This window comes from Streptomyces sp. NPDC005820 (assembly GCF_040630255.1).
GTDB lineage: Bacteria > Actinomycetota > Actinomycetes > Streptomycetales > Streptomycetaceae > Streptomyces.
On sequence record NZ_JBEXXE010000017.1, the window covers coordinates 139,668 to 153,580 of the forward strand.

Annotated in this window: 12 protein-coding genes and 1 pseudogene; 3 read left to right on the plus strand and 10 right to left on the minus strand. The window is 71.5% G+C overall.

What is annotated here, in order from left to right:
- Positions 1 to 125 precede the first annotated feature (125 nt).
- The 3 genes from ABZ464_RS22250 to ABZ464_RS22260 all read right to left on the minus strand — a co-directional run bounded on the left by ABZ464_RS22250 (position 126) and on the right by ABZ464_RS22260 (position 4,221).
- Positions 126 to 1,664: a histidine kinase gene (locus ABZ464_RS22250; RefSeq protein ID WP_359279356.1), complete on the minus strand. Its 1,539-nt coding sequence runs from the start codon at positions 1,662 to 1,664 to the stop codon at positions 126 to 128.
- 553 nt (positions 1,665 to 2,217) lie between these two features.
- The gene (locus ABZ464_RS22255; RefSeq protein WP_359279357.1) at positions 2,218 to 2,979 is read right to left on the minus strand and encodes a hypothetical protein; all 762 of its coding nucleotides are present in this window, start codon (positions 2,977 to 2,979) and stop codon (positions 2,218 to 2,220) included.
- 192 nt (positions 2,980 to 3,171) lie between these two features.
- Positions 3,172 to 4,221, minus strand: coding sequence for a transposase (locus tag ABZ464_RS22260; protein WP_359279358.1), 1,050 nt, complete (start codon positions 4,219 to 4,221; stop codon positions 3,172 to 3,174).
- Positions 4,222 to 4,685: 464 nt separating this feature from the next.
- Between ABZ464_RS22260 and ABZ464_RS22265 the strand changes: the two are divergent.
- Positions 4,686 to 5,187: pseudogene (locus ABZ464_RS22265) on the plus strand (hypothetical protein).
- Positions 5,188 to 5,237: 50 nt separating this feature from the next.
- Here ABZ464_RS22265 and ABZ464_RS22270 read toward each other — a convergent pair.
- On the minus strand, positions 5,238 to 5,852 hold the full coding sequence (locus ABZ464_RS22270; RefSeq protein ID WP_359279359.1) for a TetR family transcriptional regulator: 615 nt from the start codon (positions 5,850 to 5,852) through the stop codon (positions 5,238 to 5,240).
- Positions 5,853 to 5,909: 57 nt separating this feature from the next.
- Between ABZ464_RS22270 and ABZ464_RS22275 the strand changes: the two genes are divergently transcribed.
- Together ABZ464_RS22275 and ABZ464_RS22280 are read left to right on the plus strand one after the other, a co-directional pair.
- On the plus strand, positions 5,910 to 6,605 hold the full coding sequence (locus ABZ464_RS22275; RefSeq protein ID WP_359279360.1) for a class II aldolase/adducin family protein: 696 nt from the start codon (positions 5,910 to 5,912) through the stop codon (positions 6,603 to 6,605).
- A complete protein-coding gene (locus ABZ464_RS22280; RefSeq protein WP_359279361.1) occupies positions 6,602 to 7,531 on the plus strand; it encodes a carbohydrate kinase family protein in 930 nt (309 codons plus the stop codon). Before ABZ464_RS22275 ends, ABZ464_RS22280 begins: the two co-directional genes overlap by 4 nt.
- Positions 7,532 to 7,577: 46 nt before the next feature.
- Here the strand turns inward: ABZ464_RS22280 and ABZ464_RS22285 are convergent, their stop codons facing one another.
- The 6 genes from ABZ464_RS22285 to ABZ464_RS22310 form a co-directional block, all read right to left on the minus strand.
- Positions 7,578 to 8,450, minus strand: coding sequence for a 3-hydroxybutyryl-CoA dehydrogenase (locus ABZ464_RS22285; RefSeq protein WP_359279362.1), 873 nt, complete (start codon positions 8,448 to 8,450; stop codon positions 7,578 to 7,580).
- Positions 8,447 to 9,637, minus strand: a complete 1,191-nt coding sequence (locus ABZ464_RS22290; protein WP_359279363.1) for an acyl-CoA dehydrogenase family protein — start codon at positions 9,635 to 9,637, stop codon at positions 8,447 to 8,449. The genes ABZ464_RS22285 and ABZ464_RS22290 overlap by 4 nt, the downstream gene beginning before the upstream one ends.
- Before the next feature lie 25 nt (positions 9,638 to 9,662).
- A complete protein-coding gene (locus ABZ464_RS22295; protein ID WP_359279364.1) occupies positions 9,663 to 10,775 on the minus strand; it encodes an alcohol dehydrogenase catalytic domain-containing protein in 1,113 nt (370 codons plus the stop codon).
- Between the two features lie 94 nt (positions 10,776 to 10,869).
- The gene (locus tag ABZ464_RS22300) at positions 10,870 to 12,354 is read right to left on the minus strand and encodes an AMP-binding protein (RefSeq protein ID WP_359279365.1); all 1,485 of its coding nucleotides are present in this window, start codon (positions 12,352 to 12,354) and stop codon (positions 10,870 to 10,872) included.
- Positions 12,351 to 13,589, minus strand: coding sequence for an FAD-dependent oxidoreductase (locus ABZ464_RS22305; protein WP_359279366.1), 1,239 nt, complete (start codon positions 13,587 to 13,589; stop codon positions 12,351 to 12,353). The genes ABZ464_RS22300 and ABZ464_RS22305 overlap by 4 nt, the downstream gene beginning before the upstream one ends.
- The gene (locus tag ABZ464_RS22310) at positions 13,586 to 13,909 is read right to left on the minus strand and encodes a 2Fe-2S iron-sulfur cluster-binding protein (protein WP_359279367.1); all 324 of its coding nucleotides are present in this window, start codon (positions 13,907 to 13,909) and stop codon (positions 13,586 to 13,588) included. The genes ABZ464_RS22305 and ABZ464_RS22310 overlap by 4 nt, the downstream gene beginning before the upstream one ends.
- Positions 13,910 to 13,913 lie beyond the last annotated feature (4 nt).

Sequence of the window (13,913 nt, forward strand, 5' to 3'; positions counted from 1 at the left end):
TCGCATCCTAGGGATCTCCGGTGACGTCGTCGTCGATGTCGTAATCGTCCATGCCGATCAGACGGTCCTTGCGAAAACAGATCCGGACGATACGGGCCTGAAAATCCCAGTCCTGCACGTAGATGCTAGGAGCCGGGGGAGGGGGTGGGTGACTCCACGAGTCGGGCGGCAAGCCGTGCCATCGGGTCGTCCTGGCCTGCGATGTAGGTCACTTCCTCCCGGGTCATACCGAGCTTCACCGTCTCGGACAGGGGGGCGGTCACCATCCTGCGGTAGTCCGCGAAGGACCAGGGCATCACGGAGAACGCAAGGGAGATCAGCGCCGCGACGCCGACCAGGCAGGCGGCGAACACCGCGCCTGTGCCCTGGCGCACCCAGTAGCCGAAAGGCGTATGCGGCCTGGCAGTTCGAGCCGTCGTGGCCGGTGTCGCCCGGTCGTCGACGGCTAACCCGTTCGGCCGGCCCCGCCGGGTGCCGGGTACGGACCCCGTGGGCTCGCGCAAAGGCAGTTCGGCGCTCATCCGGAAACCGCCGTCCTCGGTGGGCTCGGCGGAGAAATCCCCACCGAGCAGGGCCACCCGCTCCTGCACGCAAACGACGAGTCCCATTCCGGTACCTGGCGCGAGCGGGGTCCTGCCGGACGACGGTGAGGGACTGCTTCCGTTGCGGAGGTCGACGCGGACGGTGTCCCGGCCGCGCTCGACCACGACCCTGACGGCCGAACCGGACGCATGCCGGTGCACGTTGGTCAGCCCCTCGCGGACGATGCGGTGCATGGCCCGTCGCACGGGAGCGGCGACATCGGACAGGTCGGCTCCCTGCCACGTCAGGCCGATGTCGACACCTGCCGACCGGGATTCCTCGATCAGCCGCTCTATGTCCGAGCGAACACCGGTCTCCTCGGCCGGCTGCAGCGCCGCGGCCTCGCGGCCCGGGGCCCGCAGGATGCCGAGGATCAGGCGCAGTTCCCGCATCGCCGTCTGGGCCGTCCCGCGGATCAGAGCGGCCTCGCTGCCGTCGCCCCCGCCACCGTCGATACGCGCCTTTTCGGCCGACGCCAGTTCCAGAGCCCCCGCGTACTGAGAGATCAGGCTGAGCCGGTGGCCGAGCTGGTCGTGCATCTCCTGGGCTATGCGGGACTGTTCCTTGAGACGTGCCGTCGACTGAGTCAACCGGTAGTTCTCCTCCAGGAACAGCGCACGCTCCCGCAGCGCCTGGATCACGCGGTCCGCCGTTCCGAGCAGGGCACGCACCCCGGCCGGCAACCCCAGGCAGACCAGGGCCGTGAGCAGGTGAAGCCCAGTCACCACGGAGGTCGGCATGGGGCTGGAGAGCACGGCTACGCCGTAGCCGATCAGGGCGGCCACACCCAGGACGGCGAACCGACGCGCTGCCGACCTGTGCTGTCCGCACACCCTGAAGGCCGCCACCGCGACAGCGCTGCCCGACACGGGCCACCAGCCGAACGACGCGGTCGCGGCGATCACCGCGGCGGTCGGCGACCACAGTCGGAGCAGCATGGTGAGGACCGTACCGCTCACGGACGCCCAGGTCAGAGTCCCCTCCGCGTGGGAGCCTGTCGGCGTCCACTCCGGACTGAACCACTGTGTGGCCGACGCCCAGGTGAGCAGCGCCACCAAGCCGAGCAGCCCGATCTCCCGCACGACCCGTTCCATCGGTCGCGCGCCCGGAGACGCCAGAGCCCGAGCCTCCCGCACAACGCGGGATACGGTCGCCAGCCGCACGTCGTTCACCACCGAGCTGTGCATCTCCCGTTCTGCAGAGCTGTTGCGCCTGCGTGGCGCTGGGCGGCGTCAACGAAGGGCGTGCCCAGGCCCGCTAGCCCCGCGCTGAACGGGTCAGGAATCGCTGTTCCCGGCGGTCGGGGACCGTGACACGTCCGTACGCGGGCTTTGATCACCCGCCGGCCCCCGGAACGGGGCGGATTCACATGCGGTCGCACATTGGTAGTGGGGGAGGGTGCAGGCGCGCCACAACTCGAACCGAATCATCCGCAATCGTTCAGACCTGAACATCAAGTGCCCGACGGGTGTCCGGTGGACAGCGGGACGGGAAAAGCGGCGCGGCCTCATTCAGCTGCGGCCGCCCGCTCCCGGTACTCCAGTGCGGTTTCGGGCTCTGTCGGAGATCTTGTGATGCGGCCTGCCCCCGGCGCAGCTGCTTCTACGCAGTCGGGGGCATCGCGCGTTCGGTGGATCAGTAGCGGTGGCCGGGCCAGTGCGGGTCCTCCCAACGGTCAAGACCGGTGACCCCGAGCAGCCGTATCCGGTGAAGCAGTTCTTCGGACACGCCGATGGCGCGTAGCCGGGTTGGAGCATGGCGGACCAGCCAGACAGTCAGCTCGGCGCGCATCTCTTCCCCGTTCTCCCAAGCGTCCCAGGGCAGTTGGTCACCGAGCAGGTCGTACTCCCACTGTGTCGCCAATTCGGCCAGGTGGTGGTCGGCCGCGGGCCCGGTCAGTGTTTCCCAGGTGTGGAGCCACGGGCTCAGCGCGCCCGTTGCCTCGGCGCTCAGTATGAGGACCTCGCACGCGGGTACGGCGGGATCCTGATCGGTGAGCGTGTGCGCCCACCAGGCGTGCAGGAATTCCTCGACTGCCGCGGCCTGCTCAGCAGGCCACTGCTGCCAGTGGCCGAGTGCGAACGAGCGCCCGACCGTTTCCATGCCGAAGACGGGCTCGATGAGGCCGCTGACGAGGGCCGTGGCGAACTGGGGCAGAATCCTGCGCAGGACGGACGCGTGATCGCTCCAGTCGATGGCCTCCCATGTGCGCTGCAGGAGGTCGGGGTCCAGCTCCGTGTCCGCCACCTTGAGTTGGGCAAGATCTTCCGCGCTGCCCCAGTGGCAGTCGCAGTTGTGCTCGTCGGGGTGAGCGGTCATCCCCCGGAAGGTGACTGCCAGGCCATCCAGTGCGGCGTCGAGGCGAAGCCGGGCGCGGGATAGGTCGAGGTTCTTCATGAACGTTCGCCTTCGAGGACTCCGGGGGAGCACCGCCCGAAGATCGCTAACTTACCGGGGCGGGCCCCAGCCCGCCATCAAAAATGACAGCATCCCGCTTACTGAGGAGCTCGGCTCTGGTCACGTGTCCCTCGACCTGGCCAGAACTCCAGTGCATGGACAGGCCGGCTGTGACCGCGTCCGGGTCCCTCTTCATGCCGTTGACCAGGGAATGCAGAGCGGGCAGGTCGTCTGCGAGGACGCGGTCCATCCACGCGGGCAGTTCCTCGCCTCCGCAGATCGCGCATCATGTCGGCGAAGTCGCGAACGTGGCGTGCGGTGGCGTCGAGTGTGGGCAGGCGGCCCGGATCTCTTTGAGCTCGGCCGCGTCGGCCTCGGGGCAAGGTGTCCGGGGTTCGTCATGATCCAGCGGACGACGCGCCGGGGTTTCGGGGCGGGCCGCAGCTCGGGAACGGGCGCGGGCTGGTTCTTCGGTTTGGGGCTGTACGGCCTTTTGAAGGGGCGGAAGTAGCGGCGGACGCACTGGATGTCTCCGGTGAAGCCACGTGCGCGCAGTTCCCGGTGCAGCTGAGGGATGTCGCGGCAGCCCTCGCGCCAACGCATGTGCAGGTAGGGCCTGTGTTCGTCCAGGATCGATGCCCGGTTGGTGGCCTTGACCAGCAGTTCGTCGAGCCTTTGAGCGCGGGCGAAGCGCCGTACGGTCGAGTGGTCCAGCCGCAGCCGGCGGCCGATCGCGGCCAGGGATTTACCCTCGGACAGCAACTGCTGCACCGCCGTGTACCGATCGGTGGTGCGGGCCACCAGCCGCCGCGGGTGCCCGAGGACGTCCCGGGTGCCGTCCGGCGGGACGAACGAGGCCCCTTCCGGCGGTGGCTCCGCCGTCCCGCTGAGTGCCGCGGCGGACTCCGGGGCGGACGGGGGCGTCGTGAACGCCTCGCGGATGCACGGGTGATGGGCGCCGACCGTCTTCTCCACAGCTTCGGCGAGGTTGCGCAGCAGGTGCCGGGCGTCTGCCACTTGCCGGGCCTGCGGAGCCCCGCTCCGGGCACCTTCGGCGTAGGCGCCGGCCCGGTCCCGGCAGATCACCTCGATCTCGGGGTGACCGCGCAACCAGTCGGCCAGTGGCTCGGCGTCCCGGCCCGGCAGCACATCGACCGGGCGCCGGCCTTCCAGATCCACCAGGATCGTGGCGTACGAGTCGCCCTTGCGTAACGCGAAGTCGTCGACCCCGAGGACCCGCACGCTGAACTGTGGTAACTCCGGCAACCCGCGGAGGAGTTCAAGGAGCTTGTCCTTGGCGACGCGGATGCTCAGCGCGGCCGCGAGCCGCGCACCCGGCCGGCCCGCCAGATGAACGGGGCCGAGCCGTCGACCACCTTGTCCCGTACGGTCCGGAGCCCACCGCCGCCCCCGGCCTCGGCGTTGGCGACCGCTTCCCGGCGGCGACCTGGCCGACGTGGCGGTGCGCTTGACCACCATTCGGTGCCAAGTGCCGCAGTGTCCGGGGCGGCTCGCTGGGCGGCGCGGTGCGGGACCGTGGCTCGGTCAGGTCTCGTCGGTGAGGTCGATACCCCGGTCGGCTCTGCCGAGCCGGTTGTAGACGTGCCGGCGCCGCGAGCGGAAGTACAGGGCGAGGGCGATCCCCACGCCTGGACGAGGCTTTCCAAATGCCTGCGGACATGAAGAGAGGGTGTTCATGATCGCTTGTGACGACGAACCCGAACACCCGCGTGACCGCACTGTACGTGAAGATCGACGACGACATGGCGGGGAATTGCTGTGTCTGGCGGTCACGCAGGCGATGCGCGGCTTCCACCGCGAGGCCCGCTGGCTGCGGTATGTCCGCTCACACCTGCAGGACATGTTCCCCTTGATCCCGCAGCGCACCGACTTCTGGCACGACACCGTGTGGATCACGGACTCGCCCCGGTGCCGTGCGGGATGTCCCGCCCCACGGTCAAGCGCTCGGAGTCGGCGGGCTGGGCCAACTACGGTTACTGCGTGTCGCATTCGCGGTCCTTCTGGGGGCCGGGGCTGTACCTGGTGGGAGATCCTGCGGCCCGGCGAGCCGATGCTCGAGAAGGTCCGCCAGCTGATCGAGTCGGTCAACGACACCCTCAAGGGCCGGCTCGACCTGGAACAAAACGGCGGGCCAACTTCCAGACCGGCCAGGCGGTCAGCCGCTCACTGACCGCCTACGACCACTGACCGTATTCGGAAAGACTCGTGCAGGCCGTGCGGTCCGGCGGGCCGAGGGGTCAGTAGCGGGCCACGACGTCCGTCAGATAGCCGCGCAGCATCACCTTCGCCTCGTCGAGCAGCGCCGCGTCCCCGTCCGCGTCCCGGCGGAACGCCTCCTGGGCGAGCGCGTCGGCCGCGAGGACGGCGGCATGGCAGGCGCGGGCGAGCGGCTCGTCGTCGCGTACGACGTCCAGCGCGAGCAGCACCCGGCGGATCCCGTCGGCCATCCGGCGCTTGTGCTCACGGTCCGCCGCCCGGGTCCGCTCGGTCAGCCCGCTGCCGAACCACAAAGCCCGGAAACCGTGTTCCGTCCGGTAGATCCCGGCGTACGCGTCGATCAGCACCCCGACCGGGTCCTCCCACCGCTCCACGGCCGCGGCCCGGGCGAGATCGTCCGTGACGGCCTCCAGGCGGGCGAGATACCCCGCCGCGAGGGCGTCGATGATCGCGCCGCGATCGGGTAGGTACTGGTAGAGCGAGCCCACGGAGACCTTCGCCTCGGCAGCCACCCGGGTCGTCGTCAGCGCCTCCACGCCCTCCTGGACCAGGATGCGCTCGGCGGCCCCGAGGAGCAGCGCCAGACGGGCCTTGCTGCGTGCCTGGCGGGGGGTGCGGCGCAGAGGAGTGTCCAAGAACCGGCTCCGAACGTGAACGTGACTTTGTTTCACGTTTACGCTACCTTCGCGCCCATGACCGCCTCAAGCTCGACGCCGAGCCAGGAGCGGACCGCCGTCGCGGACGCCTGCCGGCGCCTGGGGGCCGAGGGCCTCCTCATCGGCACGGCCGGGAACGTGAGCGTCCGCGTCGACGACCGGGTCGCCATCACCGCGACCGGAGCGGTCCTCGCCGCGCTGACCCCGGACCAGGTGACCGTGGTCGACCTCGACGGGAAGCTCGTCGAGGGGACGTACGAGCCGACCTCGGAACTGGAACTGCACCTGGGCGTCTACCGCCGCTACGGCACCGGAGCGGTCGTCCACACCCACGCGCCCCAGGCCACCGCCGTGTCCTGTGTGCTCGACGAACTCCCGTGCATCCACTACCAGTTGCTCGCCCTCGGCGGTTCGGTCCGGGTCGCCCCGTACGCCACCTTCGGCACCCCGGAGCTCGCCGAGTCGGTGCTCACCGCCCTCGAGGGGCGCAGTGCCGCCCTGATGGCGAACCACGGCTCGGTCACCCACGCCGTCACCCTCGACCAGGCCGTCGAACACGCCCTGCTCCTCGAATGGGCCTGCGGCGTCTACCAGCGCGCGGCCTCCATGGGGACCCCCCGCTTCCTGGACGAACAGCAGCAACTCGCGGTGATCGAGGCGGCGATCGCCCGCAACTACGGAACCACCCGTCCGATGCCACCCGCGCACGAGGAAAACAGGGGGAGCAGATGAAGGTCTTCACGATGGGCGTGCACGTGCTGGACGTCCTGGTGCGGCCGGTGGAGGCGATACCCGAGGGACAGGGCGCGACCCTGGTCGAGGACATCCCGATGACCGCCGCCGGAACGGCCGGCGGCACCGCCCTCACCCTCGCCAAGCTGGGCGCGCAGGTGTACAGCGCCGGCGCCGTGGGCTCCGACCCCAGCGGCGACATGCTCGTGCAGCTGCTCAACCGGGCCGGAATCGACACCGAGTTCCTGGTCCGCCGCACGGACACCGCGACCTCCGCCAGCGTCCTGCCCATCCGCCCCAACGGCGACCGGCCCTCGCTGCACCTGCTCGGCGCGAACATCACCTACGGCGTGGACGACGTGCCCTGGGACGCCCTTGCCGAGGCCACCCATCTGCACCTGGGCGGGCCCGAGTTGATCGGGGTCGACACCGCGACGCGGATCCTGTCGTACGCGAAGGAACACGGGGTCGTCACCTCGGTCGACCTGCTCGCGCCCGGCGTGCTCGGCAGCTTCGAGCAGATCGAGGCGGCGCTGCCCCATGTCGACCACTTCCTGCCCAACGAGGACCAGGTGCTGGGATTCACGGGCGAGGAGGATCTACTCACCGGTGCGCGCAAGTTGCTCGCCGCCGGGGTGGGGGTCGTCGCGGTCACCCGGGGTGGTGACGGGGCGCTGGTGGTGAGTGCGGACGGGGCGGAGCCGGTGCCGGCGTTCGTGGTGGACGTCGTGGACACCACCGGCTGCGGGGACGCGTTCTCGGCGGGGTATCTGCGGGGGGTCGGGCTGGGGCGTACGCCCGGTGACGCGGCGGTGCTGGGCAGTGCGGCTGCCGCGCTGGTCGCGCAGGGGCTCGGCAGTGATCACGGTGACTTCGATCTGGCGGGGGCCGATGCGTTCGCCTCGTCTGCCAAGTGCCGTGCGTGAGGGGGTGCGGCGCCGTGGGGGCTGGTCGGACAGTTCCCCGCGCCCCTCAGGTGTTACCGGCGTATTCATGGAACCCTCGGCCTGACTTGCGGCCCAGTAGGCCCGCCTCCACCATCCGTAGCAGTAGGGGTGGTGGGGCGTGCTGGGGGTCCTTGAAGTCTGCGTACATCGCCTCCGCTATGGCCTTGAGGGTGTCCAGGCCGATCAGGTCCGCCAGGCTCAGGGGGCCCATGGGGTGGGCGCAGCCAAGGACCATGCCCGTGTCGATGTCCTGTGCCGAGGCGTGGCCGGACTCCAGCATCCGGATCGCCGACAGGAGATACGGCACCAGCAGGGCGTTCACCACGAAGCCCGCCCGGTCCTGGGCGCGGATCACCTTCTTGCCCAGGACCGACGTGACGAACTCCTCGGCGCGGAACTGAGTCTGAGGGCTCGTCAGGAGAGACGGCACGATCTCGACCAGCTCCAGGACCGGGACCGGGTTGAAGAAGTGGACCCCGATCACCTGGTGCGGGCGGGTGGTGGCCATGCCCAGTTTCATGATGGGCAGGGACGAGGTGTTGGAGGCGAGTATCGCGTCCTCGCGGGTGACGATCCGGTCCAGCTCGGCGAAGAGATCGGTCTTGACCTTCTCGTCCTCCGTCGCCGCCTCCACCACCAGGTCCCGGTCGGCCAGTGCGGCGAGGTCGGGGGTGACCCGCAGCCGGTCGAGGGCGGCGGCGCGGTCCGCGCCGGTGAGCTTTCCGCGTCGTACGCCACGCTCCAGCGAGGCGGTGATCCGGGCGCGGCCCGCCTCGGCCGCGTCCGGACCCGTCTCGTGGACCACGACGTCCAGCCCGGCCCGGGCGCAGACCTCGGCGATGCCCGCGCCCATCAGCCCGCAGCCGACGACCCCCACCCTGCGGATGTCCGAGGTCACCGGAACGCCGCCTGGCCCGTCAGCGCCTGCCCGATCACCAGCGTGTGCATCTCGACCGTGCCCTCGTAGGTGAGGATCGACTCGAGGTTGTTGGCGTGCCGGATGACGGGGTACTCCAGCGAGATGCCGTTGGCGCCCAGCACGGTCCGCGCGGTGCGGCAGATCTCCAGTGCCGCGCGGGTGTTGTTGAGCTTGCCGTGGCTGACCTGCTCGGGGCGCAGGCCGCGGTCGTCCTTGACGCGTCCGAGGTGCAGGGCCAGCAGGATGCCCTTGTTCAGCTCCAGGGACATGTCGGTGAGCTTGGCCTGGGTCAGCTGGAAGCCGCTGATCGGGCGGCCGAACTGGACCCGGTCGCCCGCGTAGGCCAGCGCCGCCCGGAACGCGGAGCGGGCGGCGCCCATCGCGCCCCAGGCGATGCCGTAGCGGGCCTCGCCGAGGCAGGACAGCGGGCCGCGCAGGCCCCGTACCCCAGGAAGCACGGCCGATCCGGGCAGTCGTACCGCATCGAGGACGAGTTCGCTGGTCACCGACGCCCGCAGGGACATCTTGTGCTTGATAGCGGGAGCCGAGAAGCCGGGGGTGTCGGTCGGGACGACGAAGCCGCGGATGCCGTCCTCGGTACGCGCCCAGACCACGGCGACATCGGCCACCGAGCCGTTGGTGATCCACATCTTGCGGCCGTCGAGCACCCAGTCGTCGCCGTCGCGGCGGGCCGCGGTGCGCATGCTGCCGGGGTCGGAGCCGGAGTCGGGCTCGGTCAGGCCGAAGCAGCCGATCGCCGTGCCCGCCGCCATCCTCGGCAGCCACTCCCGCTTCTGCTCCTCGGAGCCGAAGGCGTGGATCGCGTACATGGCCAGGGAACCCTGCACCGACACCAGGGAGCGCAGCCCGGAGTCGGTGGCCTCCAGCTCCAGACACGCCAGGCCGTAGTCGACCGCGCTCATGCCGGCGCAGCCGTAGCCCTCCAGGTGCATGCCCAGCAGGCCCAGTTCGCCGAGTTCCTTGGTGAGGCCGCGGATGTCCTCGATCTCCCCCTGCTCGAACCAGTCGGCGATGTACGGGTCGACGCGCCGCTCGCAGAAGATGCGCACGGTGTCGCGCACCGCCCGCTCCTCGGGGCTGAGCAGGCTGTCGAGTTCCAGGAGGTCGAGGGGGTCGGCCGGGCGGCCGGTGCGCGCTGTGTGCATGGTCGGTCTCCAGAGAGGTCGGGAATCAGGCCCGCGGGTCGATGATGAAGTTGCTGAAGCCGCCGTTGCGCACGGCGATACCGCCGATGGCCTCGTTGACCTGGTCCAGCGGGTACACGTGGTGCTCCAGGGGGCTCAGGTCCAGCAGGCCGGCCCCGGCCATGTCGGCCATGGTCTGGCCCTCGGCGGAGGTGAACCACGCCGAGCCGATCAGCCGCAGCTGCTGGTCCATCATGCGGTGGATGTCGATCGGCAGATCGCCCGCGACGGCGCCGATGTTGACTGCGATGCCGCCGCGCGCCATCGCCCGCATACCCGCCCGGAACGTCTCGTGCGGGGCGCCCGGGCCGAGGGCGTCGATGTAGATGTCGGCGCCGTGACCGCCGGTCTCCTCGCGGACCCACTCGTCGAGCGGGCCGTCGTCCAGCGAGCGCAGCCGCAGCCGGCCGCCGGCCAGCTTGCCGACCTGCTCCAGCAGGGCCCGGTCCCGGCCGGTGCCGTACACATGGGTCAGGCCCATGGCGGGCGCGAGGAGCGCGGCGGCGATGCCCAGCGTGCCGCTGATCCCGTTGATCAGGATCGTCTTTCCGGGGCCGGCCTCGGCCTTGCGCAGCGCCGAGTACATGGTGCCGATGTAGCCGAAGCGGGCGGCCGCCTCGAAGGACAGGTTGTCGGGCAGCTTCACCAGGCTGTACGCCGGGGCCACCATGTACTCGGCCAGGCCGCCCTGGTAGCGGTCGAGGAGGTGGATCGCGGTGGGGGAGAAGCCGAAGTAGCCCGCGAAGGCGTAGCTGGCGCAGTTGATCGAGTCGCCGCTCCGGCACGAGCGGCAGGAGCCGCAGGAGCGGCCCGGGTTGACGTACACCCGGTCGCCGACCTCGAAGCCCTCGACGCCCTCGCCGATCTCCTCGATCACCCCCGCCGGGTCGAGACCGAAGATCGCGGGCAGGGTGGGCAGCGGGCTGTCCGGGAACCACGTGGTCCACATGTTCAGGATGTTGGCGAGATTGGGCACGATGTTGACGGCGTGCACGGCCACCCGGACGTCGCCGCGGCCGGGCTCGGGAACGGGCAGTTCCTCGATCTTCATCGGCTCGCCGACACTGTGCATCCGCGCGGCTCGCATGGTCGCACTCATGGCGTCTCCTCGGGGTATGAGGGCTTCGGGGTATGGGTGGGAGAGACGGCACCCGTTGCGGTGCGGTCCCGGTGGGTTGTGGTGGTACGGCGGTTCAGTCGTCCAGCAGCGTCGCGAGGCGCGTCCGCTGCAGCTTTCCGGTGGCCCCGCGCGGCAGGGCGGGCACGAGGCGCACCCGGCGGGGCCACTTGTGCCGGGCGAGCCGGCCGTCGAGATGACCCCGGACGTCCTCCAGGGACGGGGAGCCACCGGGGTGCGTGGCGCCGACGACGAGGAAGGCGGTCACGACCTCGCCGTAGACCGGGTCCGGCGCCCCCGACACCGCGACCTCGACGATCCCCGGCAGATCCGCGAGCGCGTTCTCGACCTCGGCGGGGTCGACGTTCTCCCCGCCGGTGATGATGGTGTCCTTCAGCCGTCCGACGACCGACAGCCGCCCCTCGGCGTCGAACAGGCCCCGGTCCCCCGACCGGAACCAGCCCGCGCCGTCGGTCACCGGCACCGGTCCGGCGGCCGTCCAGTACACGGCGGCCACCGAGGGCCCGCGCACCCAGATCTCGCCGGGCGTGCCCGCAGGGGCGGGCGTCCCCTCCGGGTCCACGACCGTCAGTTCGACGTGCGGGCACGGCGACCCGGTGGACCCGGCCGGCGCCTCGGGCGCCGAGTACGTCACCCCGGCCGCGGTCTCCGTCAGCCCGTAGGAGTTGACCACCCCGATCCCGCGGGCCCGGAACAGCTCGCGGGTGGCGCTCTGGGCGGGTGAGCCGCCGGACAGGATCCAGCGCAGGGTGTCCAGGTCGCCGCCGGTGAACCGGGGGTGCCGGGCCAGCAGGGCGGACATCGCGGGCACCGCGAACGCGCAGGTCACCCGGTGCTCGCGGACCAGGTCGACGAAGAGGTCCGGGTCGAAGCGCGGGGCCAGCACCACCGTGCCGCGCCGCGCCCAGGTGTACTGCGGGAGCCCGCCGAGCACGGCGACATGGGCCAGCGGGGTGGAGACGAGAGCGGTGTCGTCCTCCCCGAAGGGCAGCCGGGCCAGACCGTTGACCATGCTCCAGTGGAGGTTGTCGTGGGTCAGCGCCACGCCCTTGGGCCGGCCGGAGGTGCCGGAGGTGAACGCGATGACCGCGACGTCGGACCCGGCGGGCGGACCGAAGGAGGGGGGCGCGGGGTCCTCGTCCCCGAAGGCTCCCTCGTCCCCGGCCGGGTGCAGGTCCGCCCAGCTCAGCCGGTGCCCCGTACCCGCCGGGAAGCCCCCGTCGGCCACCACGGCCACCGGCCGGGTCTCCTCGCACACCACCGCCAGCTCGCCGCCGGTCACCTGCGGGTGCAGCGGCACCAGCACCGCCCCCATCCGGGTCACCGCGAACAGCGTGATCAGGGCCTCGGGCCGGGCCGCCCCCTGCATCACCACCCGGTCGCCCGGGCGCACTCCGTGCTTGTCCAGGCGGGCGACGGTCCGCCGGACCGCGCGCTCCAGCCCGGCATAGGTCCAGGTGCGGTCCTCGAAGACCAGGGCGGTCCGGGAGGGGGTCTCGGCCGCGGCGGCGGTGAGATGCGCGCCGAACGTGCTCGTCATGTCCGCACCTCCGCCGCGCGTCTCGCGCGGGCGAGCGCGCCGAGGGTCGTCCCCGCCAGTTCGGCGGCGGTCACCGGGGTCCCGCGTTCCAGGAGCCGGCGTGCCGCGAGATGCTCGGCGGGCCAGTCCAGGGTCTCCACGGCCACCAGCAGCCCGTCCCGGAAGGCGTACGCGGCCAGCCGCTCGGGGGAGTCCCCGGCCGCCAGGCGTACGTCGTCGGAGGGCGCCCGCAGCCCGGCGATCTGGAGCTTGACGTCCCCCTGGTCGCTCCAGAACCACGGCAGCCCGGCGTACGGCTCCGGCGGCCGCCCGGCGAGTCGGCGGCCGACCAGCGCCCCCTGGTCGGTGGCGTTCTGCACCGACTCCAGCCGCACCGGTCCGGCCGCGTGCGGATGGGGGCCGCGGGCGCAGTCGCCGACGGCGGAGACGCACGGGTCGGAGACCGAGCGGAGCAGTTCGTCGACCAGCACCCCGTCGTCCACGGCGAGACCGGCGTCCCGCGCCAGCTCGTCGCGGGGGGCGGCGCCGATGCCGTACACGACGAGGTCGGCGGGCAGGACGCCCGCGGACGTCACGACCCGCTCGATCCGGCCGGAGCCCTCCAGGGCCCGTACGGCGGTGCCGGTGAGGAAGCGGACGCCGCAGCGTTCGTGGCGCTCGCGCAGCAGGGGTTCCAGCACGGGGGAGACGGCGCGGCCGAGCAGCCGGTCGGCGAGTTCCACGACGGTCACCCGGGCGCCTTGCCCCAGGGCCACCCGGGCCAGTTCCAGGCCGATGAAGCCGCCGCCGACGACCACCACGTCCCGGGCCGTGGTCAGCGCCGCGCCGACGGTCAGCGCGTCGTCCAGGGAGCGCACGGCGTGCACGCCGGGCAGGCCGGCGCCCGGGACGGGCAGCGGGCGGTTGCGGGCGCCGGTCGCGAGGACCAGCTGGGCGTACGGGACGCGGGCGCCGGAGCGGGCGAGGACCGTACGGGCGGCGGGGTCGAGGGAGACGACCTCGTCGTCCAGCCTGAGGTCGATGTCCCGCTCCCGGTAGAAGGTCTCCGGGACCAGGAAGACCTCGGGACCGTCCGGACCGGTGTGCGCCCTCTTCGACAACGGAGGCCGCTGGTAGGGCAGATGCGGCTCGGCCCCGAACACGGTGACCGGACCGTCGTGGCCGCAGGCGCGCAGGGTGGAGGCGACGCTGAAGGCGCCCTGGCCGCCGCCCACGATCACCACGCCCGCGCTCACACCTGCTCCTCGGGGATGTGGACGACCAGTCCGTCCAGGGCGTCGGAGAGGCGGACCTGGCAGCTGAGACGGCTGGTGGGCCGGCGTTCGGCGGCGGTGAAGTCCAGCATCTCGTCCTCGACGTCGTTCGGCGGGCCCGCCGGCCCGGTGTGCGCCGCGTCGACGTAGACGTGGCAGGTGGCGCAGGAGGCGTTGCCGCCGCACTCGGCCACGATGCCCCGTACGCCGTTCGCGACGGCCGCCTGCATGAGCACGGTCCCCGACGCGGCGGTGACCTTGTGTTCGGTCCCGTCGGGCAACTGGAAGATGACGGTGGGCATGAGG

Coding starts and splice junctions, on each gene's coding strand:
- ABZ464_RS22255 (WP_359279357.1), bottom strand. CDS start 2,979: ATGAAGAACCTCGACCTATCCCGCGCCCGGCTTCGCCTCGACGCCGCA.
- ABZ464_RS22295 (WP_359279364.1), bottom strand. CDS start 10,775: ATGAGTGCGACCATGCGAGCCGCGCGGATGCACAGTGTCGGCGAGCCG.
- ABZ464_RS22280 (WP_359279361.1), top strand. CDS start 6,602: ATGAAGGTCTTCACGATGGGCGTGCACGTGCTGGACGTCCTGGTGCGG.
- ABZ464_RS22290 (WP_359279363.1), bottom strand. CDS start 9,637: ATGCACACAGCGCGCACCGGCCGCCCGGCCGACCCCCTCGACCTCCTG.
- ABZ464_RS22275 (WP_359279360.1), top strand. CDS start 5,910: ATGACCGCCTCAAGCTCGACGCCGAGCCAGGAGCGGACCGCCGTCGCG.
- ABZ464_RS22300 (WP_359279365.1), bottom strand. CDS start 12,354: ATGACGAGCACGTTCGGCGCGCATCTCACCGCCGCCGCGGCCGAGACC.
- ABZ464_RS22310 (WP_359279367.1), bottom strand. CDS start 13,909: ATGCCCACCGTCATCTTCCAGTTGCCCGACGGGACCGAACACAAGGTC.